This window comes from Pseudomonas sp. OST1909 (genome assembly GCF_015277575.1).
Taxonomy (GTDB): Bacteria; Pseudomonadota; Gammaproteobacteria; order Pseudomonadales; family Pseudomonadaceae; genus Aquipseudomonas; species Aquipseudomonas synxantha_A.
The window spans coordinates 1,918,190-1,940,771 of record NZ_CP063780.1; the positions used below are offsets into that span (position 1 = coordinate 1,918,190).

The window sequence follows — 22,582 nt, forward strand, 5'->3', positions numbered from 1 at the left end:
GGCAGTATTCATGACATTACGCTCGCGTGGGGTTCAGGCACTGGTCCCGACAGGTTTGTAGTTTTGCGTGGTATAGCGCTGCCTCAAATTGGGCTCTTCTTCACCCGAAACGAACCCGCCGCCACTGTATAAAGTGCCTGCCTTACCCTCGCCCATGTTGATAAAGGCATAGTTCTTTACATTAGAGTCGATGGTGACTTTATCGTCTCCGTCTCCGGCTTGAATGAACAGCCTGGAACCACCTGCTGGATCGTTTTTAATAGGCAGGAGGAATTGTTGCCCATTCACTTCAGCTAACAATGAATTGTCTTCTGCTGCGCTGATACGAATAGTGTCATTGCCGCTGCCGGCGGTGATTTGCATGACGCCGTCGCCGAACTGCCTTGGGTTGGCGTTTGGCGAGAACTTGAATGTGGTCTCGTCATGTTTGAACTCGGCGCCTTTTTGCAGGTGAGGTGCAATGGCGATGATTCCGGGTTGCGAGAATGTTTTCACGCCCGCTGACTCGGGGGCGGAGGTATAGCCATTGGTCCCGGAAACCGTGTGGTTGTCGTTAAGACTCACAGTGGTTTGGAACCAGATGTCGTCTGCAATCGTGACGTGGTCATCGCCACCCTTGGTTTTTATTTCCACGGTCTCGGTCATGCCGCCAGCATTCTGAACCGGTAACAGGTATCGCCTGCCGTTTATTTCTGCGACGACCCCAATGTCCGGAAGACTCTTGAGGTGAACCTTGTCTGCACTATTACCGGTTTCGATGGTGACTTTGTTGCGCAGCATGGGAACGCCGTGAAAACTGCCTTCATGAGCCGTTGCCGAGGTGATCTTGACGTTACCGTTATCGTACGTGTGAGTGGTCGGGGTACTGGTGAGGGCGCGTGGCATTTCGGTGATGGGGCTTGATTCCATGGGCTGTTGTGCTGGAGCAGTGGCTGCGGAATTGACGGGTTTATCCATCGAGGAGTTAACACGCTGGCCGGCCAGCGAGGTAGCAACCTGATCCTTCGCGAAGCGCGCAGATTTGGCGGTGTTCGCCGGTAGAAAGTTATTTTCTTTACGGTGCAGTGGGTGGGGGGAGTCTGAGTGTTTTTTATCTCAGTGAATGGATTTTTCGTTAGGGTTGTAAAGGCTGTGCGAATAGTTGTTCTGTAAGGGAGTTGTCAACATGACTAAGTCCTTTTAAAGGTTGGCAAGCGTGAGAAGGTTGGGCAGTGCGCGGTAAGTCTTGCGAACTACTGATCCGATAGTGGGCGGGAAGGAGTACTGAGTTCCAACGCCACTTGTTTCACTTTCCTACGTATTTAAAAGGCTTATGGTCTGTGGGTGGTTAATGAGGTGGGCGTGGTGGGGCAGGATGGGACTACCTGTCTGACTTAAATATCTTACTGTTGTAATTGTTTGTAGCTTTCAGTGTGAGTCCGCATCCCATATCCAGTTCCATACACCCGGCAGATGGACCTCTTCATTCACATCCTTCACGGTACGTGCCAGTGCTGCGCGTTCCAGCATGGCGTGGTCGGTGTAGAACGGCTCGACACCGGTCTTCAAACCGTTGATCCGCGCGCTGTCCATCAGGATCTGCAAATACTCCTGCATATGCCGGGCGGTGTAGCGGTTGATGTCATGGAAGGTCACTACCACCGGTATCACGCCTTCAACCATCGGCAGTTCACCCAGCGCGATGCGCTCACGCACGACCGACAGCTGCCGATACAAATTGGCCCGCCGGCGCGGGCTGGCGTTGAAGCCCCAGATCTTGCCGTCATTGGCGCTGAGGTCCGTCAGCAGTACGTGCATGCCATGCCGCTGGTAGGCGGCGAAGGTACGGCGGTCGTAGTTCCAGAACGGTGGGCGTACCAGCATGGGCGGCGTGCCGGTGATGGCGGCAATGTCTGCCGTACCTTCGGAAAGGGTGCGTTCCAGCTCTGCATCGTTCAGCCAGCGGTGATTGGTATGAAACGCCGTCGCCGTGTGAAAGGCCAGGACATGGCCAGCGGCGAATTCACGTTCCATGGTCTTGCGCCCCCGAGAACTGCCACCTGAGCGGGCCGCTTCGGTCTGCAGGAAGAACACCGCCTTGATCCCCGGCAACACCGGGTTATTGGCCAGGTCGGCCACTACCGAACGGCTCGGGTTGTTGTAGCCCGAGGCGCTTGGGCCGTCATCGAAGGTCAACAGGAAGCGGATCGGTGCCTGGGCTTGCAAGCGTTGCTGGGTTGCCGGTGTCAGGGCAATGGGCGCGCCGATGCAGCCGCTCAGGCTCAGGGCCAAGGCAAACACTACGCTCGCTGCGGCAAAGGGTTTCATCAGGTACGCAGGCTCGATAAAGGCCGCTGCTGGGGGGATCAGCAGCGGCAGGCGCGCACCATACAGTAAGTCCGGCGCCGGTTCACAGCAGACTTATCGGGTAGCTGACGATCAACCGGTTTTCATCGAATTCGTTGTTGCTGTAGTCGCGGCGCATGCTCGAATTACGCCACCGCACCGTGAGGTTTTTCAGGCCGCCGCTCTGCACGGTGTAGCCCACTTCACTTTCGCGGCCCCACTCCTTGCCGTCCGTGACGGTGCCGGTGTGTACGTTGCTGCCGCTGATGTAGCGGTTCATCAAGGTCAGGCCCGGTACGCCGAGGGCGGCGAAGTTGTAGTCGTGGCGCACTTGCCAGGATTTTTCCTCGGCGTTGTCGTAACTCGAGTTATAGCTGTCGTTGGCCAGGGTGCCGCCGCTGGTGCCGTTGACGCGCATCCAGGCGCTGTTGCCGGTGAGTTTTTGCAGGCCAACGTAGAAGGTGTTGCCGCCATACCTGGCCGAGAACAAACCGGACCAGGTTTTGTTGTCCAGGCTACCGGCGCGTGCGCTGCCGTCGTCCTTGCCGTAGAAGAACCCCAGGTTGGCGCCCAGAGTCCAGGCGCCGACAGGCTGGCTGTGGATCAGGTTGAGATACTGCTGGCTGTAGATGTCCTTGAGCTGGGCGTTCCACACACCAACCTGGGTACGCTTGTCATTGAACGCGTATTCGGCGCCCTGAAAGTTGAAGCGGTCGGAGGTGAAGGCGGCTTTGCCGAACATCGACATGTCGCTCATGCTGCCGTCGTCACGCGGGCTGTTGGCGCGGAACTGGCCGCCATACAGGGTCAGGCCGTCGATTTCCTTCGAGGTAATCTGCCCGCCGCGCAGGGTCTGCGGCAGGGAGCGGCCGTCGTCGGAACGCAAGATCGGCAGCACCGGCATCCATTCGCCCACCTTGACCTCGGTCTTGGAAAACCGCGCCTTGAACGCCACGCCCAGGCGCCCGAACTCATCCGCCGGACGGCCATCATGGTCCAGCGGCAGCAACTGAGTGCCGCCCGTGCCGCGCCCGCCATCAAGCTTGAGCGAGTACAGGCCCAGCACATCCACACCAAAACCCACGGTGCCTTGGGTAAAGCCGGACTTGGCGTCGAGGATGAAACTCTGCGTCCACTCCTGTGCGCCACCCTGGGCCTTGGTCGGGTTGGTGTAATTGCGGTTGAAGAAGAAGTTACGCAGGTTGAGGTTGGCGCTGGCATCTTCAAGAAAACCGTGTTCTTCGGCGATTGCAGGAACGGCAAGACTGCCGACAGCGGCAGCCAGCAACAGCTGGCGCGGGTGAAAAGTGCTCATGGCGTTGGACCTGTTGTTATTGGGTTTATGCAGGTGGCGGCCATGGTGCGCGGCGGTATAGGGGCGATGAAAGTGGGGGAGGGCGGGTTGTGGGCGGTGATCGAACGCAAGTTGGCGAGGTAAAAAACCAGGCATAAAAAAACCGCTTCCGGTAAGGGAAGCGGTTTTCTTACACACGCGCTATCAGAACAACTTCAATGGCGGTGCTTGTTCTTTCAACGGCTCATTCTTGGCGGTCTGCTCATTCCAGCCACCGCCGAGGGCCTTGTACAGGTTGACCTCGCTGGTCAGCTGCGCCAGGCGGTCGGTGATCAGCGATTGCTGGGCACTGAACAGTTGGCGCTGGGCGTCGAGGAAGGTCAGGTTGCTGTCGACACCAATGCGGTAGCGACGCTCGGCCAGGCGGTAGTAATCCTGGTTAGCCTCGACGAAGCCACGTTGGGCATCCAGTTGCTGCTTGTAGGTCTGACGCGCAGCGAGGCCGTCGGAGACTTCCTGGAAGCCGGTCTGGATGGCTTTCTCGTAGTTGGCCACGTTGATCTCTTTCTGGATCTTCGAGTAGTCCAGGCTTGCGCGCAGGCTACCGGCGTTGAAGATCGGGATGTTGATCTGCGGGGCAAACGCCCAGGTACCCGAACCGCCTTTGAACAGGCCGCCCAGGGTTGGGCTGGCGGTACCGGCACTGGCCGTCAGGCTGATGCTGGGGAAGAACGCCGCACGGGCCGCGCCGATATTGGCATTGGCAGCCTTGAGGTTGTACTCGGCCTGCACAATGTCGGGACGACGTTGCAGCAGGTCTGACGGCAAGCCGGCAGGCACTTCGCTGAGCAGGTCATCGGATAGCGGCTTGCTGGCGATATTCGCCGGCAGGCCAGTACCCAGCAACAGGGTCAGGCTGTTTTCGTCCTGAGCCACCTGGCGCGTATAACGTGCCAGTTGCACCCGGGCGTTTTCCACCGAGGTGCGTGCCTGGCTGAGGTCCAGCGCCGAGGCCACGCCGACTTCGTTGCTGCGCGAGGTGAGCTTGAAGCTCTGCTCGAACGCACCCAGAGTGTCCTGGGTCAGCTTGAGCAGTTCCTTGTCGGCCTGCCAGGTCAGGTAGGCATTCGCCACGCTCGCCACCAGGCTGATCTGGGTACTGCGCCGTGCTTCTTCAGTGGCGAAGTACTTCTGCAGTGCTTCTTCACTCAGGCTGCGCACGCGACCGAACAGGTCCAGCTCATAAGAGCTGATCCCCAGGCCAGCCGAGTACTGGCTGGCGATAGACGATTCGCCGGTCTGTGACAGCTTGGCCGGGGTGCGCGAACGGCTGCCGTTACCGGTGGCCGATACCGCCGGGAACAGGTCGGCACGCTGGATCTGGTACTGCGCTGCATAGGCGTCGATGTTCAGGGCCGCGACACGCAGGTCACGGTTGTTCACCAACGCGGTCTGGATCAGCTGTTGCAGGGCAGGGTCATGGAAAAACTGCTTCCAGCCCTGCTCGGCAGCGGCCTGGTTCGGCGCCTGGGCCGACGAATACGCCGGCCCCTGCGGGAACTGTGCGGCCACCGGCGCATCGGGGCGCTGATAGTCAGGTATCAGCGAGCAGCCACTGAGCACGAATGCCGTGACGGCTAGGGAAAGTAGCGACTTGCTCATTGGCCAGCCTCTTTAGGAGTTTCAGTAGTGTCTTTCTTTTTGCGTTCGCCGGCCGAGGACACGGTTGCGTAGAACAGTGGCACCCAGAAAATGGCAAGCACAGTGGCGGTGATCATACCGCCGATCACGCCGGTACCGATCGCGTGCTGGCTGCCTGAGCCGGCACCGCTGGAAATTGCCAGCGGCAGTACGCCGAGCACGAACGCCATGGACGTCATGATGATCGGGCGCAGACGCATCCGGGACGCTTCGATAGCCGCCTCGACAATGCCTTTGCCTTGCTCGTGCAGCTCTTTGGCGAATTCCACGATCAGGATGGCGTTTTTCGCCGCCAGACCCACTGTCACCAGCAAGCCCACCTGGAAGAACACGTCGTTGGACAAGCCCCGCATACTGGTAGCGATCAGTGCACCGATCACACCCAGTGGCACAACCAGAATCACCGCGATCGGGATCGACCAGCTTTCGTATAGTGCCGCCAGGCACAGGAACACCACCAGCAGCGACAGCGCGTACAGCGCAGGCGCCTGGGAGCCGGACAGGCGTTCTTCGTACGACAGGCCTGTCCAGGCATAGCCGACACCGGCCGGCAGTTCTTTGGCAATGCGTTCGACTTCGGCCATCGCATCACCGGTACTGTAGCCTGGTGCCGGGGTACCGAGGATTTCCATCGCCGCTACACCGTTGTATCGCGAAAGCTTGGGCGAACCGTAGATCCACTGGCCCGACGAGATGGCCGACAACGGCACCATCTTCCCGGAGTCGCTGCGCACGTACCATTTGTCCAGGTCTTCCGGCGACATGCGGCTGGCGGCGTCACCTTGTACATACACCTTCTTCACGCGACCACGGTCGATGAAGTCGTTGATGTAGCTGCCACCCAAGGCGATGGCCAGGGTCTGCTGGATGTCCGCGAGGCTGATGCCCTGGGCACTGGCCTTCTCGTCGTCAACGGTCAGCTCGTACTGCGGCTCATCGTTCACGCCGTTAGGACGTACGCCCGCCAACACCTTGCTTTGTGCCGCCGCGCCCAGGAACTGGTTACGTGCAGCCATCAGCTTGTCGTGGCCGACGCCACCCTGGTCTTGCAGGAACACGTCGAAACCGGTGGCGTTACCCAATTCCAGCACCGAAGGCGGCACGATGGCAAATACCATGGCGTCCTTGAAGGCCCCGAAGAAGTAACCCTGGGCACGCTTGGCCACTTCGAATACCGATTGGGTCGAATCACGCTCATCCCACGGCTTGAGCATCACGAACGCAAGGCCCGAGCTCTGGCCTCGACCGGCGAAGTTGAAGCCGTTTACGGTAAACACCGAGTTCACCGACTTGCCTTCGCCTGGCTCGCCTTCCTTGTCGTTCAACAGGAAGGCGCGCATGTCATCGACAACTTTTTGCGTGCGCTCAGCCGAAGCGCCTACCGGTGTCTGCACCTGGGCGAAGATCACACCCTGGTCTTCCTCAGGCAGGAACGCGCTCGGAATACGGGTGAACATCCAGATCATGCCGGCCAGAATCAGCACATACACCAGAAACGCCGGGATCTTGTGCTTGATCATGTTGCCCACGCCGCGCTCGTACTTGAGTACGCCGCTGTCGAAGGTGCGGTTGAACCAGCCAAAGAAGCCGCGCTTGGGCTGGCCGTGCTTTTCCGGATCGATCGGCTTGAGCATGGTGGCGCACAAGGCCGGGGTGAAGATCAGGGCAACCAGTACCGACAACGCCATCGCCGAAACAATGGTGATGGAGAACTGGCGGTAGATCACGCCGGTGGAGCCACCGAAGAACGCCATCGGCAGCAGTACCGCCGACAGTACCAGGGCAATACCCACCAGGGCGCCCTGGATCTGGCCCATGGACTTGATCGTCGCTTCTTTGGGCGACAGGTGCTCCTCGGCCATGACCCGTTCGACGTTTTCCACCACGACGATGGCATCGTCCACCAGCAAGCCGATGGCCAGGATCATGCCGAACATGGTCAGGGTATTGATGGTGAAGCCGCACGCCGCCAGGATCCCGAAGGTACCCAGCAATACCACCGGTACGGTCATGGTGGTGATGATGGTGGCGCGGAAGTTCTGCAGGAACAGGAACATCACCAGGAACACCAGCACGATCGCTTCGACCAAGGTGTGAACCACGCCGGAAATCGACTCGGTCACGACCGGCGTAGTGTCATAGGGCACTACCGCCTTCATGCCAGGCGGGAAGAATGGTTCCAGAGACTTCACTGTTTCGCGGATGGCCTTGCCGGTGTCCAGTGCGTTGGCACCGGCCGCCAGCTTGATCGCCATACCCGAGGCCGGCTTGCCGTTGAACTGCGCACTGATGCTGTAGTTCTGGCCGCCCAGTTCGATACGCGCGACGTCACCCAGGCGAACCTGGGAGCCGTCGGTATTCACCTTCATCAGGATCTTGGCGAATTCCTCTGTGCTTTGCAGGCGCGTCTTGCCGATGATCGTGGCGTTCAGTTGGGTGCCGGGCAGGGCAGGCAGGCCGCCCAGTTGGCCGGTGGCCACCTGCACGTTCTGGGCCTTGATGGCATTGCTGACGTCCACTGGCGTGAGCTGGTAATTGTTCAGTTTGGCCGGGTCGAGCCAGATACGCATGGCGTACTGCGAACCGAACACCTGGAAGTCACCCACCCCCGCGGTACGGGAGATCGGGTCCTGGATGTTGGACACGATGTAGTTGGAGAGGTCGTCCTTGGTCATGCTGCCGTCTTCGGACACCAGACCGATCACCATCAGGAAGTTCTTCACCGACTTGGTCACGCGGATACCCTGTTGCTGCACTTCTTGCGGCAGCAGCGGGGTGGCCAGGTTCAGCTTGTTCTGTACCTGAACCTGAGCGATATCCGGGTTGGTACCCTGATTGAACGTCACGGTGATGGTCATGCTGCCGTCGGAGTTACTGTCCGAGGAGACATAACGCAGGTTGTCGATACCGTTGAGCTGTTGCTCGATGACCTGCACCACGGTGTCCTGCACGGTTTGTGCGGAAGCGCCTGGGTAGGTCACCTGGATATCAATGGCCGTTGGCGCAATGGCCGGGTATTGGTTGATGGGCAACTTCAGGATCGAGAGTGCCCCGACCAGCATGATCACCAGGGCAATTACCCAGGCGAAAATGGGGCGGTCGATAAAAAATTTCGACATGGATTACTCCCCTTGACCAGCGGCGGCAGCAGGCGCTGCAGCAGTACCGGCGGGTTTAGCGTTGGCAGCTTCTGTGACCTTCACCTCGGCGCCCGGCTTGACGTATTGCAAGCCTTCGGTGATGACGCGGTCACCGGCATTGAGGCCTTTTTCCACCAGCCAGTAGGCACCCGCGGTACGGTTGGCAACCAGTTCGCGTTGCTCGACCTTGTTGTCCTTGTTCACGATCAGCGCCGTCGGAATGCCGCGCAGGTCACGGGTCACGCCTTGCTGCGGAGCCAGGATGGCCTTGCTGTTCACACCGGCCAGCAACTGGGCGTGCACGAACATGCCCGGCAGCAGCACGTGGTCAGGGTTGGGGAACACGGCACGCAGGGTCACGGAACCGGTGGTCTGGTCGACCGACACTTCGGAGAACTCGAGCTTGCCGTCCTGGGCGTAAGGCGTGCCGTCTTCCAGGGTCAGCTTGACCTTGGCGGCGTTTTCGCCAGCCTTCTCCAGCTGGCCGCTTTCCAGGTCGCGGCGCAGTTTCAGCATTTCAGCCGAGGACTGCGTGACGTCGACGTAGATCGGGTCCAGTTGCTGAATCACGGCCATGGCATCGGCCTGGCCATTGCTGACCAGTGCGCCTTCGGTCACCGAAGAACGACCAATACGCCCGGAGATCGGTGCAAACACTTTGGTGTAGCGCACGTTGATCTGGGCGGTTTGAACGTTTGCTTCGGCGGTCATGCGGTTGGCGACGGCGGTGTCGTATTCCTGACGGCTGACGGCCTGTTCATCGACCAACTGCTTGTAGCGGTCGCTGATGGACTTGGTCTGGGACAGGCTGGCTTGTGCGCTTTTCAGGGTGGCGTCATACACCGACGGGTCGATCTGGTAGAGCTGCTGCCCTTCCTTCACGTCGGCGCCTTCCTTGAACAGGCGCTTGAGGATGATGCCGTTGACCTGAGGCCGGACTTCCGCGATGCGAAAGGCCGTGGTGCGGCCTGGCAGCTCGGTGGTCAGGGTATAGGCTTGCGGTTGAATGGTGACCACGCCGACCTGAGGGGTTTGAGCGGGCGGTGCCGCTTCTTCCTTTTTACATCCGCTGAGCAGCGATGCCAGGGCGACGGCAGTGACCAGAGCGGTAACAGCTGGCTTAAGTTGCATGAAGATCCTCGGGTCAGGCGCGCAGAGTGCGCACAAGAAGTGTGGAAGGGTAAAAAACAAGCCGTGAGTGGATAAGTAGCTTGCTACGCAATATACTTACGTTCATGGTTGTTTGTAAACTCTTGACAGGCTTGCCGCAATGTTGACAAAGCACTGCCGCAAGCCTCGATTCTAGTACGTTCGGTGCCCATGACGGCGTCGTCCCATAATTATTCAGATGATGGTCAAGTACCATCCACAGTGTCCCGATTGAGGTTTTACTGCCATGGTTCGTCGCACCAAAGAGGAAGCTCAGGAAACGCGCAGCCAGATTCTCCAAGCCGCCGAGCAAGCCTTTTATGAGCGCGGCGTCGCGCGGACCACCCTGGCGGACATCGCCACGCTGGCAGGGGTGACGCGCGGGGCTATCTACTGGCACTTCAGCAACAAGTCCGACTTGCTTCAGGCACTGCTCGACACGTTGCACGAGCCCCTGGACGAACTGGCGCGGGCCAGTGAAAGCGAGGACGAAGCCGACCCGCTGGGCTGTATGCGCAAGCTTTTGATTCATCTGTACCATGAAGTGGCCCTGGACCCGAAAACCCGGCGCATCAACGAGATTCTGTTTCATAAGTGCGAGTTCACCGATGAAATGTGTGACATGCGCCGCCAACGCCAGACCCACACCCTTGAGTGCAACCTGCGCATCGGCTTGACGTTGCGTAACGCGGTCCATCGCGGGCAACTTCCAGCCACGCTGGATACCACCCGCGGCGCTGTGTGTATTCATGCCTTTATCCACGGCTTGATCGGCCAGTGGCTGCTGGTGCCTGACAGTTTTCAATTGCATCAGGACGCCGAGCGTTGGGCTGATATAGGGCTGGACATGCTGCGCCTGAGCCCCAGCCTGCGCAATTGAGACAAAATGCGTAATTGCGACCAGTTGTGTCAACAGTAAAGCCTAAGGATCGTCAATCGTCCTTCTGCCTGATTTGTGGGGTGACGTTATATACGGGCTGGCGGGCGGTTGATAGGTAGCCGGCTAAGTATTTTGTAGCGATATTGTTGCCGTTCTGTGAAGCAATGTTTCCGCAGGCGCTACAAACAGGTAAATGTGGGAGGGGGCTTGCCCCCGATTGCGGTGGATCAGTCACTGATGTGTTGACTGAAACACTGCTATCGGGGGCAAGCCCCCTCCCACATTGGTTTTGCGGATCAGGTTAGATCGGCAGCGTCGGGTAGTCGATGTAACCCACCGGGCCTTTGCCATAGAAGGTTTCCGGGTGCGGTTCGTTCAACGGCGCATCAACCTTCAAGCGTGCCGGCAGGTCTGGGTTGGCGATGAAAGGAATACCGAAGGCCACCGCATCTGCTTTACCCGCCGCCAGCCAGGCATTGGCGCTGTCCTTGGTGAAGCGTTCGTTGGCGATGTACACGCCGCCGAAGGCTTTTTTCAGTTGTGGGCCGAGGCTGTCCGCACCTTCTTTTTCACGGGAGCAGATGAAGGCGATGCCACGCTTGCCCAGTTCGCTGGCGACGTAGGTGAAGGTTTCGGCCAGGTTGGCGTCGCCCATGTCGTGCGCATCGCCACGCGGTGCCAGGTGCACGCCCACGCGGCCGGCGCCCCACACTTCGATGGCGGCGTCGGTGACTTCCAGCAGCAGGCGCGCACGGTTTTCCAGGGAGCCGCCGTATTGGTCGGTGCGCTGGTTGGTGCTGCTTTGCAGGAACTGGTCGAGCAGGTAGCCGTTGGCGCCGTGGATTTCCACGCCGTCAAACCCAGCGGCCTTGGCGTTCTCGGCACCTACGCGGTAAGCGTCGACGATGTCGGCGATTTCAGCGGTTTCCAGGGCGCGCGGGGTAGGGTAGTCGGCCAGTGGGCGCACCAGGCTGACGTGGCCTTTAGGCTGGATCGCGCTTGGCGCCACCGGGGTTTCGCCGTTCAGGTAGGACTCGTGGGAGATGCGACCCACGTGCCACAGTTGCAGGAAGATCTTGCCGCCCGCGCCATGCACGGCCTTGGTGATGTTGGTCCAGCCACGCACCTGGTCGTTGGACCAGATGCCCGGGGTGTCCGGGTAGCCCACGCCCATGGGCGTCACGGAGGTGGCTTCGCTGAGGATCAGCCCGGCGGATGCTCGCTGCACGTAATACTCGGCCATCAGCGCGTTGGGCACGCGGCCGGCATCGGCTCGGCATCGTGTCAGTGGTGCCATGATGATGCGGTTCGACAGTTCCAGGTCGCCCAGTGTGATCGGATCGAAAATAGTCGTCATGGGAAAACACCTTTGTCTTTAAGTTGATCAGTTGGTCGCGGGGGCCAGGTCGGCATCGCCGCTCTGGCGGAAGGTAATCAGGGTCACCAGCAGCGCGAGAATCGCCAGTGCTGCAGCGGCCAGGGGCACGCTGGTCAGGCCGAAACCGTGGGCAATCACGCTGCCACCGACCCAGGCGCCGAGGGCGTTACCGATGTTGAAGGCACCGATGTTCAGGGTGGACACCAGGTTGGGGGCGGCCTTGCCGAAGGTCACCACGTTGATCTGCAGCGCTGGTACGGCGGCAAACGAGGCGGTGGCCCACAGGAACAGGGTGATTTCGGTCGGTATCAGTGCAACGCTGGTCCAGCTCAACACCGTGGAAACCACCGCCATGCTGATGAACACGCCGATCAGGGTGGCCGCCAGGCGTTTGTCGGCCAGCTTGCCGCCGATGATGTTGCCCACCGTGAGGCCCAGGCCGATCAGCAGCAGGGTCCAGGTCACGCCTTTGGGCGACACGCCGGTCACATCGCCGAGCAGCGGGGCTACATAGGTAAAGAGGGTGAACATGGAGGCGGCGAACAGCGCTGTCATGCTCAGCGACAACCAGATACCCGCGCCTTTGAGGGCCGCGAGTTCGGCGCGCATGTCGAGTTTTTCTTCGTCACGCTTGGCGGGCAGGAAGCGGATCAGGCCAATCAAGGCGATCACGCCAATCACGGTCACTGCCCAAAAGGTCGAGCGCCAGCCAGCTTCCTGACCCAGTGCAGTGCCCAACGGCACGCCGAGCACGTTGGCCAGGGTCAAACCGGTGAACATCAGGGCCACCGCCGAAGCGCGTTTATTGGCCGGCACCAGGTTGGCTGCCACCACGGAACCGATCCCGAAGAAGGCACCGTGGCACAGCGCCGTGACGACGCGGGCAAACATCAGCACGTTGTAGTCACTGGCCAAGGCGCACAGCAGGTTGCCGACAATAAAGATGCCCATCAACGCTACCAGGGCGGCCTTGCGTGGCAGCCTGGCGGTGGCCAGTGCCATGAAGGGCGCGCCGATGGCCACGCCCAGGGCGTAGCCGGTGACCAACCAGCCTGCGCCGGGAATCGACACACCCAGGTCCGCCGCAACATCGGGCAGCAGCCCCATGATGACGAACTCGGTGGTGCCGATGGCGAAGGCGCTCAGGGCCAGTATGAGGAGCGAGAGGGGCATTTGCGTTTCCTTGGTTATTGCGGTGCGCTGAGTTCGGTTATGAGCGCCGTGAGGAAGGCTTGGATCGTCTCCTCATTGCGTTTGAAAAAGTGCCATTGCCCGGCCTTCTGGCTGCTGATCAATCCCGCCCGTTGCAAGGTTGCCAGGTGCGCCGACACGGTCGACTGGGACAGGCCGCAGCGCTGGTCGATCTGCCCGGCGCAGATGCCGTATTCGTGGTTGTGCAGTTGCTCGGGGAATTGCACTTTCGGGTCTTTGAGCCAGGTGAGGATGTCTCGTCGTACTGGGTGCGCCAGGGCTTTTATTATTTCGTCGAGGTCGATGGACATGGCAGGGTGCTCGGTGTCGTAAAGCGTTATATCGCGATGAGGCGAACTTTAAATCGTCATATCCCGATATACCAATATGATTTTGATCTGAGGCCAAAGCGAATCGGTATATCGGGTTATAACGATATGAGTGCGGCAGTGATAGACTGCGCGCCATGAATTATCTCGCACATCTGCACCTGGGCGGCCAACTTCCTGCGCAACTGCTGGGCAGCCTGTATGGCGACTTCGTCAAAGGCCGCCTGCAGGGCCAGTTCAGCCCGCAAATCGAAGCGGCGATCCAGTTGCATCGTTCGATTGACCGGTTTACCGATAGCCACCCGTTGGTGGGCGAGGCGTTGTCGCGCTTCAGCCTGACCCGCAGGCGCTATGCCGGGATCGTGCTCGATGTGTTTTTTGACCATTGCCTGGCGCGGGATTGGGCGCTGTATGCCGACCAGCCTCTGGAGCGCTTCACCGCGCAGGTGTACCGCGTGCTCGCCGCCGAACCCGCGTTGCCGGGGCGGCTGGCGCAGATTGCGCCGTATATGGCGGCGGATGACTGGCTGGGCTCGTATCGCGAGTTCGCGGTGATGGAGCAGGTGCTGCGCGGGATTTCGCGGCGGCTGACTGACCCGCAGGCACTCGGATTTGCGATGCACGAGTTGCGCGAGCTTTATAAGCCGTTAAGTGAAGATTTCCGGGTGTTCTATCCCCAATTGCAGAGATTTGCGCAGATCCAACTGACCACCGATGTCTAAATGTGGGAGGGGGCTTGCTCCCGATTGCGGTGTGTCAGTCACTGTCTATGTTGACTGAACAACTGCTATCGGGAGCAAGCCCCCTCCCACATATGACTGTGCCCGCTTTATGCCGCGAACGCAGGTCGAGCAGCCACTTGCTCAGCTTCCGGCACCGGGCCAAACAACGCCTTTTGCACCGCCTGCTGCGCCTGATACGCCAATGCCGCGCGTTCCTGCCCGGCGCAGGCAATCGGCTTGAGCAGATGAATCTGCACATCGCCCTGGTCGTTGGAAAACAAGCGCATCAGGTGCGAGAGCAAATCGTCATCGCCAATGAACGGCGCCAGCGGATCAACCCCACCGTCACGCAGATAACGAATCGCCACCGGTTGCAGCGACACATCCGCATCGATCGCACTGGACAGCAAACGCCCGTGGAACGTACGCAAGCTGCGTCCGTCAGTGGTGGTGCCCTCGGGGAACATCAGCAACGGGTGCTGTTGCTCCAGATGGCGGGTCATCTGTTTGCGGATCAACTGGCTGTCACCCGCGCCACGACGAATGAACAGGCTGCCGGCCTTGGCCGCCAGCCAGCCGGCTACCGGCCAGGTGCGGACTTCGGCCTTGGACAAAAACGACAGCGGCGTGACCATGCCCAGCAGTGGAATGTCGGTCCAGGACACGTGATTGCTCACCCATAGCATCGGCGCTTGCGGCAGCTCACCGTGCACCGTTACGCGAAAGGGCAGGGCGTTGCTCAATCGCGTCATAAAGAACCGCGACCAACGCTGGCGCCGCACCATTGAATTGGCCACGCCCAGACGCTCGAACAGGCCAAACACGCTGGCCATGCTCAAGCCTAGCGCCACCACCAACAGCACGCGGGCGATGCGCCCGTAGATGCGCAGGCGGTTCATCACATCGCCGCCTTGAAGTGGCGCGCATAACGCGGGCATAGCTCGTCGCGCTTGAGCAGGATGAACACATCGGCCACCTGGAAGTCTTCATCCCAGCACGGCTCGCCGCAGATCTTCGCGCCCAGGCGCATATAGGCTTTGAGCAGCGGTGGCATTTCGGCGATGACGTTGGACGGCAAGTCCAGGGCCGGCAGTGGCTTTTTCGGCTCGGCGCGCAGGTGTTCGTTGCACAGGTAGCGCTCGCGCAAGCGCTGCATGATTGCGTGGGCCTGAATGCCGCCATCGTGCATCGGGATGCTCGCGCAGCCCATCAGGTAGCTGTAGCTGCCCTGGTTGAGCACTTCGGCCAGTTCGCCCCAGAGCACCGCGATGGTGCCGCCGTTGCGGTAGGCGGGGTCGACGCAGGTGCGGCCGATTTCCAGGATCGGGCCCTGCAAGTGCAGCAAACCGTGCAGGCTGAATTCTTCTTCGCTGTAGAACCGGCCCAAAGTGCTGGCGGCCTGGTGGTCGAGCAGACGAGTGGTGGCGACGAGTCGACCGCTGTTCAAATCCCGCACGCCGATGTGGCTGCAGTGAACATCATAGTCATCCATGTCCAGGCCCAGTTCCGCGCCTTTCAGCTTGGCGTTGAACTCGCCGCTGAACACGTTGAACCGCAGGGCCTGGGCTTCCTGCAAGGCTTTGGCGCCTACCAGGCGTTCGGCTTGCAGACGGCGTTCATTGCCTTTGTCGCTGATGCGGGCGATCTGAGTCATAGCGAGTCTCCGGGTGCCGGCCAGGTTGCGGCCAGTCGACTTTGTTGTCCAAAGTCAGGCTATGTAGCCTCGGTGTCATCTCCATGAAGTTACGGTGACGGTTGGATGACAGGCCAACGGGATAGGGAGGGCAATGTCGCGTCATTCTCTCTCGGCGACATAAGGTTGAGGCCCTATAGGAGGCCAAGTGGAACCTGATTAGCGTTCGGACCACAAAAAGGTAGACAAACCTATTAACGGGAACCCTGCGACATTGGGAGCATGCATGGCTGTTTCACCTATAAGCTCACATTCGATCACTGGATGGAACTACCAGCCCGCGCCAGCCTTGGCTGAGTGGCCTATCGAAAGCTTCAGCGGTATTCGTAGCAAAGACGGGCGTACCTATGGGCGTACCGTCGGCGCACATCGGAACTGGCGGGCGGCACCTCATTACCAGTACAAACCGGTAAATGCCCACCCTGGGCAAAAGCCTGGGAACATCTGGGGCGGATTCAGTCAGTGGAGCAGCGATAACTGCACCATCGTGGCGGTTATCAAGATGGCGATGATGCAGTTCGGCGAAAAACCTACTGATATTTTCAAGAAAGTACGTGAAACCCCGCATGGCTATCACATTACCCTGCGAAATGGTGATACCACTTCGCTGAGCAAGGCTGAGGTGAAACAAGCGGCAGAGGCGGCAAAGCTCAAGTGCCAGAACATTCAGGCTGCTATCTATGCCAACTTTATCGTGGCGGTTGCGGCAAAGCGTTTTCAGGAGCAAAGCCATGCCAGTGGGTCGGGAGATTACGCTCGCGCGCTGGATATCTTGAACAATGGCGGCAGTATCGAGTACGCCTTCAAACGGTTGGGCTTATGGGAGCAGGTCGAGCAGGTGCCTCCCGAGGAACTGGCAGAAGGGCGCCTGGGCGTATTTCAATCTGGCAGTCACGTTTCGGTTTCTGTTAACGGCAACGAGGAGCGCTGGGGCAAACGGGGCGGGGCGACACCTACGGGAGCCCAGGTTTACGAGGCCTACGGATTCAAAAATCATGCTGGGCAGTCACAGGGCGTTAAGGCGAGCGGCAAGGTGGTGGCGTCGCCAAACCGTCATTTGTCTCGGCTAGGCTGGCGGGCTTGAATGCGCTGAGTGATCCTTTATGGTCAAACGTTTGTTGTGCGCTGCCTTGCTGGTTTTAACCACTAATGCCTGCGCCGAACAATGGCCGGCGAAAGAGTGGGCCTATGGTCCGCAATTGGCGGGTCCGGCTATCAAAGCGTTGGAAGATTTTGCTTTTGCACCGCGCAATGATGAAACGCGCGAAGGCATCCGCACCGACGCGCTGCTGGTCATTCGTGACGGCGAAATTATCTACGAACGCTACGCCGCGCCAACCACCGCCAGCACGCCGCACCTGACCTGGTCGGTGAGCAAAAGCCTGATGGCCACTGTGCTCGGCGTGGCCTACGGTGAAGGCCGCTTCAAACTCACCGACCCGGCCGCACGTTTTTACCCGCCGATGAAGCAACACCCCAAGGTGAGCATGGCCGACTTGCTCCATTGGGCTTCGGGGCTGGATTGGCAGGAAGACTATGAATACGCCCCATTGAAGTCTTCTGTTGTGGCGATGCTCTATACCCGTGGGCGTGGCGATATGGCGCAATTTGCCGCCGATACCGAAACCGCCGCCGAACCCGGCCAGGCGTTCCGTTATTCCAGTGGCGACAGCAATATTCTGTCCGCTGCGCTTAAAGGCATGCTCGGCCACAAGGCGTACATGAGCTATCCGTGGGATGCGCTGTTCAAGCCATTGGGCATTCGCAACGCGACGTGGGAAACCGATGCCGACGAAACCTTTGTTGCCTCGTCCTACGCCTACCTCACTGCTCGCGATCTGGCGCGGGTCGGGCTGCTGATGGCACGGGATGGGCGCTGGGGTGAGCAACAGTTGCTGCCCAAAGAGTGGGTGGCTTTCAATCGGCGGCCTTTCGACAACTACAAAGCCGGCCAGGATGAAGCGGTACCGGGCGGCCAATGGTGGCTCAACAAAGGCATGCCCCAACCGTGGCCCGATGCGCCGGCCGATACCTTCGCTGCACTGGGCCACTGGGGCCAGGCACTGTTTGTACTGCCCGACGAACACTTGGTGATCGTGCGCTACGGCGATGACCGCGACGGCAGCTACCGCCACAACGAACTGCTCAAGCGCGTGCTGGCGGCGGTGCGGTCATGATTCGTCGTCGGCCGTTTACCAGTCTGTTTCTGCTGCTGTTGCTGGCCCTATTGGGTTGGGTGTGGCACGAGCGCGTCAACCTGCAAGCCTTCCCCGACATCATCGCGGCGTACACGGCCAAGGAGTATTGCTCGTGCCGGTATGTGGAGAACAACCCGGCGCAGTATTGCCGTGGGTATGTGAAGCAGTACGTGCCGACCAGTGCGTTGATCGACACGCCGGAGCGCAGTGAAGTGACGGCGAGTGGGTTGGGGCGTACGCATACGGCACGGTGGTTGGGCGACCGTCAAGGCTGCCGCCTCAACCCCTGACACACCCAAATTCCCGTGTGGGAGCTGGCTTGCCTGCGATAGCGTCAGGTCAGCCAACATCACTGGTGCCTGTGCCGCCGTCATCGCAGGCAAGCCAGCTCCCACATTTAGATTATCTGCGTGGGTTCTCGGAAAAAGAACCGGCCTTGAGGTTCCACAGGGTGGAACCACCTTTGATTGTCCTCGCGCCCACATCGCGCTTAGCTGTCGATGTGTCGCCAACAAGAACGGGACCACCCGCCTGTGAGGAGAATCACCATGCGCCCACACCAGCACATCCTGGATTGGCTCAGCGATGTCGCCAGCGACTTGCACGCTGTGCGCCACGATATCCACGCCCATCCCGAACTCGGCTTTGAAGAGAACCGCACCTCAGCGCTGGTCGCGCAGTCCCTGCGGGATTGGGGGTATGAGGTGCATACCGGCATCGGCAAGACCGGTGTGGTCGGGGTGCTGCGCAATGGCAGCAGTTCGCGCACGCTGGGTATTCGTGCCGATATGGATGCCTTGCCCATCATCGAAAATACCGGTGCGGCTTACACCAGCCAGCATGCCGGTTGCATGCACGCCTGCGGGCATGACGGCCATACCACCATGCTGCTCGGCGCTGCCCGCTACCTGGCGGCGACCCGGCAATTCGACGGCACCCTGAATCTGATTTTCCAACCCGCCGAAGAAGGCCAGGGCGGTGCCGAGGCGATGTTGGCGGATGGTTTGCTGGAGCGCTTCCCGTGTGACGGCCTGTTCGGCATGCACAATATGCCGGGCTTGCCGGCTGGGCATCTTGGTTTGCGAGTCGGGCCGATGATGGCCTCGCAAGACTTGCTCACGGTGACGTTGGAAGGCGTCGGCGGCCATGGTTCCATGCCGCACCTCACGGTCGATCCACTGGTGGCTGCAGCGAGTATGGTCATGGCCTTGCAGACGGTGGTGGCGCGCAATATCGATACCCAGGAAGCCGCCGTGGTCACCGTCGGCGCCTTGCAGGCCGGCCAGGCTGCTAACGTGATTCCCCAGCAAGCCTTGCTGCGCCTGAGTCTGCGCGCACTCAACCCCAAGGTGCGCGAACAGATGCTGGAGCGGGTCAACGCGATCATCAACACCCAGGCCGCCAGCTTCGGCTGCACCGTGCAGATCGAGCACCGTCCGGCCTATCCGGTGCTGGTCAACCATGGCGAAGAAACCGAATTCGCTCGCCAGGTCGGTGTGGCCTTGCTCGGCGCCGATGCGGTGGACGGCAACACTCGCACGCTGATGGGCAGTGAAGACTTCGCCTGGATGCTGCAACGCTGCCCCGGCAGTTACCTGTTTATCGGCAACGGCGTGTCGCGGCCGATGGTGCATAACCCCGCCTATGACTTCAACGACGACATCCTGCTGACCGGCGCCGCCTATTGGGGCGCGTTGGCCGAGAGCTGGCTCAAGCCTGCCTGACGACCGCACTTTTTTCTGCCGCTGGACCCTTTCCCTTATCGGTTGAATGGAGTGTTCCTCATGCAGACTTCAAAACCCGGCGTCTCGCGCACCCGCCAAGTGGTGGCCGCCGTGATCGGCAACGCGCTGGAATGGTATGACTTCATCGTCTATGGCTTTCTGGCCAGCATTATCGCCCGGCAGTTTTTCCCGTCGGAGGATGAATACGCTTCGCTGCTGATGGCCCTGGCCACCTTTGGCGTGGGCTTTTTCATGCGGCCGGTGGGCGGGATCCTGTTGGGTATCTACGCCGACCGCAAAGGCCGCAAAGCCGCGATGCAGTTGATTATCCGGCTGATGACCGTGTCTATCGCGCTGATCGCCTTTGCCCCCAACTACGCCGCCATCGGTATGGGCGCGCCGTCGCTGATTGTGGTGGCGCGGATGCTTCAGGGGTTTGCCACCGGCGGTGAATACGCGAGTGCCACGGCGTTTCTGGTGGAGAGCGCACCGGCCCATCGCAAGGGCTTGTATGGCTCCTGGCAATTGGTGGGGCAGTGCCTGGCGGTGTTTGGTGGTGCGGCGATGGTGGCGTTGGTCACGCACTTCTTCTCCCCCGAAACCCTCGACCTGTGGGGCTGGCGCCTGCCGTTCGTGCTGGGCTTACTGATCGGCCCGGTGGGGTTGTGGATCCGGCGGCACATGGAGGACCCGGAAGAGTTTATCCAGGCGCGCAAAAACGCCACCGGCCCGGCACCGAGCCTGATGCAGGTGCTGCGTGAGCATCGGCGCAGCATCCTGGTGTCCATGGGCCTGGCCTGCGGCGCGACGGTGTCGTTCTATGTGGTGTTGGTGAACATGCCGACCTTCGCCCACAAGAATCTCGGCCTGCCGTTGGACCAGGTGCTGATGGTGCAGATGTTTGCGGTGGCGCTGATGACCGTGGTGATTCCCTTGTCGGGCCTGCTCTCGGATCGCTTGGGGCGGCGACCGGTGTTGATGGCCTTCACCCTGGCGTTCTTCGTGATGGTCTACCCGTTGTATGTATGGGTGGCTGCCGCGCCGTCCATTGAGCGTTTGCTGGTGATGCAGGTGATGCTGTGCACGGCCATTGGCGGGTTCTTCGGCCCGGCGCCGACGGCGTTGGCCGAACAGTTTCCCATCGAGGTGCGCTCGACCGGCGTGTCAGTGGCCTATAACGTGGCGGTGATGGTGTTCGGCGGTTTTGCGCCGCTGATCGTGACCTGGTTGAGTAAGGTACTGGGCACGCCTGTGGCGCCGTCGTTCTATGTATTGTTCGCGTGCGTGCTGACGCTGCTCGGCACTTATTGCATGCGCGAGGCTCCGCGGGCGAGCAAGCCACTGCCGTTTTCCAGAGAGGTGAAGCCTTGAGTATTGTCGATTGGGATGCCACGCAACTGTCGCAGGCGATCCATGGGCGGCAGGTATCGTGCGAAGAGGTGATGCAGGCGTACCTGGCGCAGATCCAGCGTTTCAACCCTCGTGTGAATGCGTTGGTGTCGTTGCGCGACAGCGAGGTTGTGCTGGCCGAGGCAAGGGCCTGCGACCGTGAGCTGGACCAGGGCCAATCCCGCGGCTGGATGCATGGCATGCCCCAGGCCATCAAGGATTTGGCGGCGACACAAGGTTTGCGTACCACGTTGGGCTCACCATTGTTTGCCGAGCATGTACCGAACGAAGACGCCATCAGCGTGGCGCGGGTGCGCGCCAGTGGCGCGATTATCATCGGCAAGACCAACGTGCCGGAGTTCGGCCTGGGGTCCCACACCTACAACACACTGTTCGGCACCACCGGCAATGCCTATGACCCACGCCTGACGGCCGGCGGCAGCAGCGGCGGGGCAGCGGTGGCCCTGGCGTTGCGGATGTTGCCGGTGGCCGATGGCAGCGACATGATGGGCTCGCTGCGCAACCCGGCGGCGTTCAATAACGTGTTCGGCTTGCGCCCGTCCCAGGGCCGCGTGCCCCACGGGCCAATGCCGGAGCTGTTTGTGCAGCAACTGGGTACCGAAGGCCCGATGGGGCGCAGCGTCACGGATGTAGCGCGGCTGCTGAGCATCCAGGCCGGTTACGACTCCCGCGTGCCCTTGTCGTCTCAGGACGATCCCGCGATGCTGGGCCAGCCGTTACAGCGCGACTTCAAAGGCACGCGCCTGGGTTGGCTGGGTGACTACAACGGTTATCTGCCGATGCAAGACGGCGTGCTGAGCCTGTGCGAGGCGGCACTCGATGATTTCGCCACGCTGGGCTGCGAGGTGCAAAGCTGCCAGCCGGACTTTTCCCTGGCGCGCCTGTGGCGTTGCTGGCTGGTACACCGCCATTGGCTGGTGCACGGCAACCTCGGCGCGGCCTACGCAAACCCGCGAAAACGCGCATTGCTCAAGCCCGAAGCGCAATGGGAAGTGGAGGGCGGCCAGGGCCTGAGTGCCCAGCAGGTGTACCAGGCGTCGGTGGATCGCAGCGAGTGGTATCGGGCCCTGGCCAAGTTGTTTGAACGTTACGATTTTCTGCTGTTGCCCACCGTCCAAGTGTTCCCTTTCGATGCACAACAGCCTTGGCCACGCCTCGTGGGCGGGCGCGAAATGGACACCTATCACCGCTGGATGGAAGTGGTGATCGGCCCGACACTCGCCGGTTTGCCGAGCATGAGCATCCCGGTGGGCTTCAACCCCCAAGGGCTGCCCATGGGCCTGCAAATCATCGGCCCGGCCCAGGCCGACCGAGCCGTGCTGCAATTGGCATTTGCCCATGAACAGCTGACTCAATGGGTGCAACGCCGGCCGCCGGCGTGTCTTGCACCGACCGGCTGACCCGCGACCGGGCCTGTATCTTGCTGTGCAAAACAGATCATCCACCGG

The 22,582-nt window shown here is 60.6% G+C and carries 19 protein-coding genes; 8 read left to right on the forward strand and 11 right to left on the reverse strand.

Translation table 11 applies throughout. From position 1 onward, the window contains the following. Positions 1-33: 33 nt before the first annotated feature. The 6 genes from IH404_RS08330 to IH404_RS08355 all read right to left on the reverse strand — a co-directional run bounded on the left by IH404_RS08330 (position 34) and on the right by IH404_RS08355 (position 9,591). The gene (locus tag IH404_RS08330) at positions 34-957 is read right to left on the reverse strand and encodes a hypothetical protein (protein ID WP_194440271.1); all 924 of its coding nucleotides are present in this window, start codon (positions 955-957) and stop codon (positions 34-36) included. A 450-nt stretch (positions 958-1,407) separates the two neighbouring features. After that, a complete protein-coding gene (locus IH404_RS08335; protein ID WP_005785886.1) occupies positions 1,408-2,307 on the reverse strand; it encodes a polysaccharide deacetylase family protein in 900 nt (299 codons plus the stop codon). Positions 2,308-2,389: 82 nt separating this feature from the next. Then, complete coding sequence (locus IH404_RS08340) at positions 2,390-3,640, reverse strand: OprD family porin (protein WP_194440272.1); 1,251 nt, start codon at positions 3,638-3,640, stop codon at positions 2,390-2,392. A 183-nt stretch (positions 3,641-3,823) separates the two neighbouring features. Next, complete coding sequence (adeC, locus tag IH404_RS08345; protein ID WP_032877316.1) at positions 3,824-5,281, reverse strand: AdeC/AdeK/OprM family multidrug efflux complex outer membrane factor; 1,458 nt, start codon at positions 5,279-5,281, stop codon at positions 3,824-3,826. Then, complete coding sequence (locus IH404_RS08350; protein ID WP_005785899.1) at positions 5,278-8,439, reverse strand: efflux RND transporter permease subunit; 3,162 nt, start codon at positions 8,437-8,439, stop codon at positions 5,278-5,280. The genes adeC and IH404_RS08350 overlap by 4 nt, the downstream gene beginning before the upstream one ends. A gap of 3 nt (positions 8,440-8,442) precedes the next feature. After that, complete coding sequence (locus tag IH404_RS08355; protein WP_005785901.1) at positions 8,443-9,591, reverse strand: efflux RND transporter periplasmic adaptor subunit; 1,149 nt, start codon at positions 9,589-9,591, stop codon at positions 8,443-8,445. A 265-nt stretch (positions 9,592-9,856) separates the two neighbouring features. Here IH404_RS08355 and IH404_RS08360 point away from each other — a divergent pair, with 265 nt between their 5' ends. Next, positions 9,857-10,489 carry a TetR family transcriptional regulator gene (locus IH404_RS08360; protein WP_005785903.1) on the forward strand — a complete coding sequence of 211 codons (633 nt, stop codon included), beginning with the start codon at positions 9,857-9,859 and terminating at the stop codon, positions 10,487-10,489. Between the two features lie 301 nt (positions 10,490-10,790). Here IH404_RS08360 and IH404_RS08365 read toward each other — a convergent pair whose 3' ends face one another. The 3 genes from IH404_RS08365 to IH404_RS08375 are packed head-to-tail and all read right to left on the reverse strand — an operon-like array spanning position 10,791 to position 13,369. Beyond that, a complete protein-coding gene (locus IH404_RS08365) occupies positions 10,791-11,846 on the reverse strand; it encodes an alkene reductase (protein ID WP_005785905.1) in 1,056 nt (351 codons plus the stop codon). A 27-nt stretch (positions 11,847-11,873) separates the two neighbouring features. Next, complete coding sequence (locus IH404_RS08370) at positions 11,874-13,040, reverse strand: MFS transporter (RefSeq protein ID WP_005785906.1); 1,167 nt, start codon at positions 13,038-13,040, stop codon at positions 11,874-11,876. Between the two features lie 14 nt (positions 13,041-13,054). After that, positions 13,055-13,369: a helix-turn-helix transcriptional regulator gene (locus tag IH404_RS08375; RefSeq protein ID WP_032877312.1), complete on the reverse strand. Its 315-nt coding sequence runs from the start codon at positions 13,367-13,369 to the stop codon at positions 13,055-13,057. A 155-nt stretch (positions 13,370-13,524) separates the two neighbouring features. Between IH404_RS08375 and IH404_RS08380 the strand changes: the two genes are divergently transcribed. Then, the gene (locus IH404_RS08380; protein ID WP_005785909.1) at positions 13,525-14,109 is read left to right on the forward strand and encodes an ACP phosphodiesterase; all 585 of its coding nucleotides are present in this window, start codon (positions 13,525-13,527) and stop codon (positions 14,107-14,109) included. Positions 14,110-14,216: 107 nt separating this feature from the next. On the opposite strand, the gene IH404_RS08385 is transcribed toward IH404_RS08380, so the two are convergent. Together IH404_RS08385 and olsB are read right to left on the reverse strand one after the other, a co-directional pair. After that, positions 14,217-15,008: a lysophospholipid acyltransferase family protein gene (locus tag IH404_RS08385; RefSeq protein WP_005785911.1), complete on the reverse strand. Its 792-nt coding sequence runs from the start codon at positions 15,006-15,008 to the stop codon at positions 14,217-14,219. After that, positions 15,008-15,763 (reverse strand): L-ornithine N(alpha)-acyltransferase, encoded by a 756-nt coding sequence (gene olsB / locus IH404_RS08390; protein ID WP_005785912.1) that lies wholly within the window; start codon positions 15,761-15,763, stop codon positions 15,008-15,010. Before olsB ends, IH404_RS08385 begins: the two co-directional genes overlap by 1 nt. Positions 15,764-16,028: 265 nt before the next feature. Between olsB and IH404_RS08395 the strand changes: the two genes are divergently transcribed. The 6 genes from IH404_RS08395 (at position 16,029) to IH404_RS08420 (ending at position 22,534) form a co-directional block, all read left to right on the forward strand. Further along, positions 16,029-16,886: a hypothetical protein gene (locus IH404_RS08395; RefSeq protein ID WP_005785914.1), complete on the forward strand. Its 858-nt coding sequence runs from the start codon at positions 16,029-16,031 to the stop codon at positions 16,884-16,886. 19 nt (positions 16,887-16,905) lie between these two features. Beyond that, complete coding sequence (locus tag IH404_RS08400) at positions 16,906-17,979, forward strand: serine hydrolase (RefSeq protein ID WP_005785916.1); 1,074 nt, start codon at positions 16,906-16,908, stop codon at positions 17,977-17,979. After that, entirely contained in the window at positions 17,976-18,290 is a 315-nt protein-coding gene (locus IH404_RS08405) for a hypothetical protein (RefSeq protein WP_005785917.1), read from the forward strand. Before IH404_RS08400 ends, IH404_RS08405 begins: the two co-directional genes overlap by 4 nt. Positions 18,291-18,548: 258 nt before the next feature. Further along, a complete protein-coding gene (locus tag IH404_RS08410) occupies positions 18,549-19,724 on the forward strand; it encodes a M20 aminoacylase family protein (RefSeq protein ID WP_005785919.1) in 1,176 nt (391 codons plus the stop codon). Between the two features lie 60 nt (positions 19,725-19,784). Further along, positions 19,785-21,095, forward strand: a complete 1,311-nt coding sequence (locus tag IH404_RS08415; protein ID WP_194440273.1) for a citrate-proton symporter — start codon at positions 19,785-19,787, stop codon at positions 21,093-21,095. Next, complete coding sequence (locus tag IH404_RS08420; protein ID WP_194440274.1) at positions 21,092-22,534, forward strand: amidase; 1,443 nt, start codon at positions 21,092-21,094, stop codon at positions 22,532-22,534. The genes IH404_RS08415 and IH404_RS08420 overlap by 4 nt, the downstream gene beginning before the upstream one ends. Positions 22,535-22,582 lie beyond the last annotated feature (48 nt).

Excerpts from the sequence above, each read along its gene's own strand:
- IH404_RS08330 (WP_194440271.1), bottom strand. The coding sequence starts at position 957 with ATGGATAAACCCGTCAATTCCGCAGCCACTGCTCCAGCACAACAGCCC.
- IH404_RS08335 (WP_005785886.1), bottom strand. The coding sequence starts at position 2,307 with ATGAAACCCTTTGCCGCAGCGAGCGTAGTGTTTGCCTTGGCCCTGAGC.
- IH404_RS08340 (WP_194440272.1), bottom strand. The coding sequence starts at position 3,640 with ATGAGCACTTTTCACCCGCGCCAGCTGTTGCTGGCTGCCGCTGTCGGC.
- adeC (WP_032877316.1), bottom strand. The coding sequence starts at position 5,281 with ATGAGCAAGTCGCTACTTTCCCTAGCCGTCACGGCATTCGTGCTCAGT.
- IH404_RS08350 (WP_005785899.1), bottom strand. The coding sequence starts at position 8,439 with ATGTCGAAATTTTTTATCGACCGCCCCATTTTCGCCTGGGTAATTGCC.
- IH404_RS08355 (WP_005785901.1), bottom strand. The coding sequence starts at position 9,591 with ATGCAACTTAAGCCAGCTGTTACCGCTCTGGTCACTGCCGTCGCCCTG.
- IH404_RS08360 (WP_005785903.1), top strand. The coding sequence starts at position 9,857 with ATGGTTCGTCGCACCAAAGAGGAAGCTCAGGAAACGCGCAGCCAGATT.
- IH404_RS08365 (WP_005785905.1), bottom strand. The coding sequence starts at position 11,846 with ATGACGACTATTTTCGATCCGATCACACTGGGCGACCTGGAACTGTCG.
- IH404_RS08370 (WP_005785906.1), bottom strand. The coding sequence starts at position 13,040 with ATGCCCCTCTCGCTCCTCATACTGGCCCTGAGCGCCTTCGCCATCGGC.
- IH404_RS08375 (WP_032877312.1), bottom strand. The coding sequence starts at position 13,369 with ATGTCCATCGACCTCGACGAAATAATAAAAGCCCTGGCGCACCCAGTA.
- IH404_RS08380 (WP_005785909.1), top strand. The coding sequence starts at position 13,525 with ATGAATTATCTCGCACATCTGCACCTGGGCGGCCAACTTCCTGCGCAA.
- IH404_RS08385 (WP_005785911.1), bottom strand. The coding sequence starts at position 15,008 with ATGAACCGCCTGCGCATCTACGGGCGCATCGCCCGCGTGCTGTTGGTG.
- olsB (WP_005785912.1), bottom strand. The coding sequence starts at position 15,763 with ATGACTCAGATCGCCCGCATCAGCGACAAAGGCAATGAACGCCGTCTG.
- IH404_RS08395 (WP_005785914.1), top strand. The coding sequence starts at position 16,029 with ATGGCTGTTTCACCTATAAGCTCACATTCGATCACTGGATGGAACTAC.
- IH404_RS08400 (WP_005785916.1), top strand. The coding sequence starts at position 16,906 with ATGGTCAAACGTTTGTTGTGCGCTGCCTTGCTGGTTTTAACCACTAAT.
- IH404_RS08405 (WP_005785917.1), top strand. The coding sequence starts at position 17,976 with ATGATTCGTCGTCGGCCGTTTACCAGTCTGTTTCTGCTGCTGTTGCTG.
- IH404_RS08410 (WP_005785919.1), top strand. The coding sequence starts at position 18,549 with ATGCGCCCACACCAGCACATCCTGGATTGGCTCAGCGATGTCGCCAGC.
- IH404_RS08415 (WP_194440273.1), top strand. The coding sequence starts at position 19,785 with ATGCAGACTTCAAAACCCGGCGTCTCGCGCACCCGCCAAGTGGTGGCC.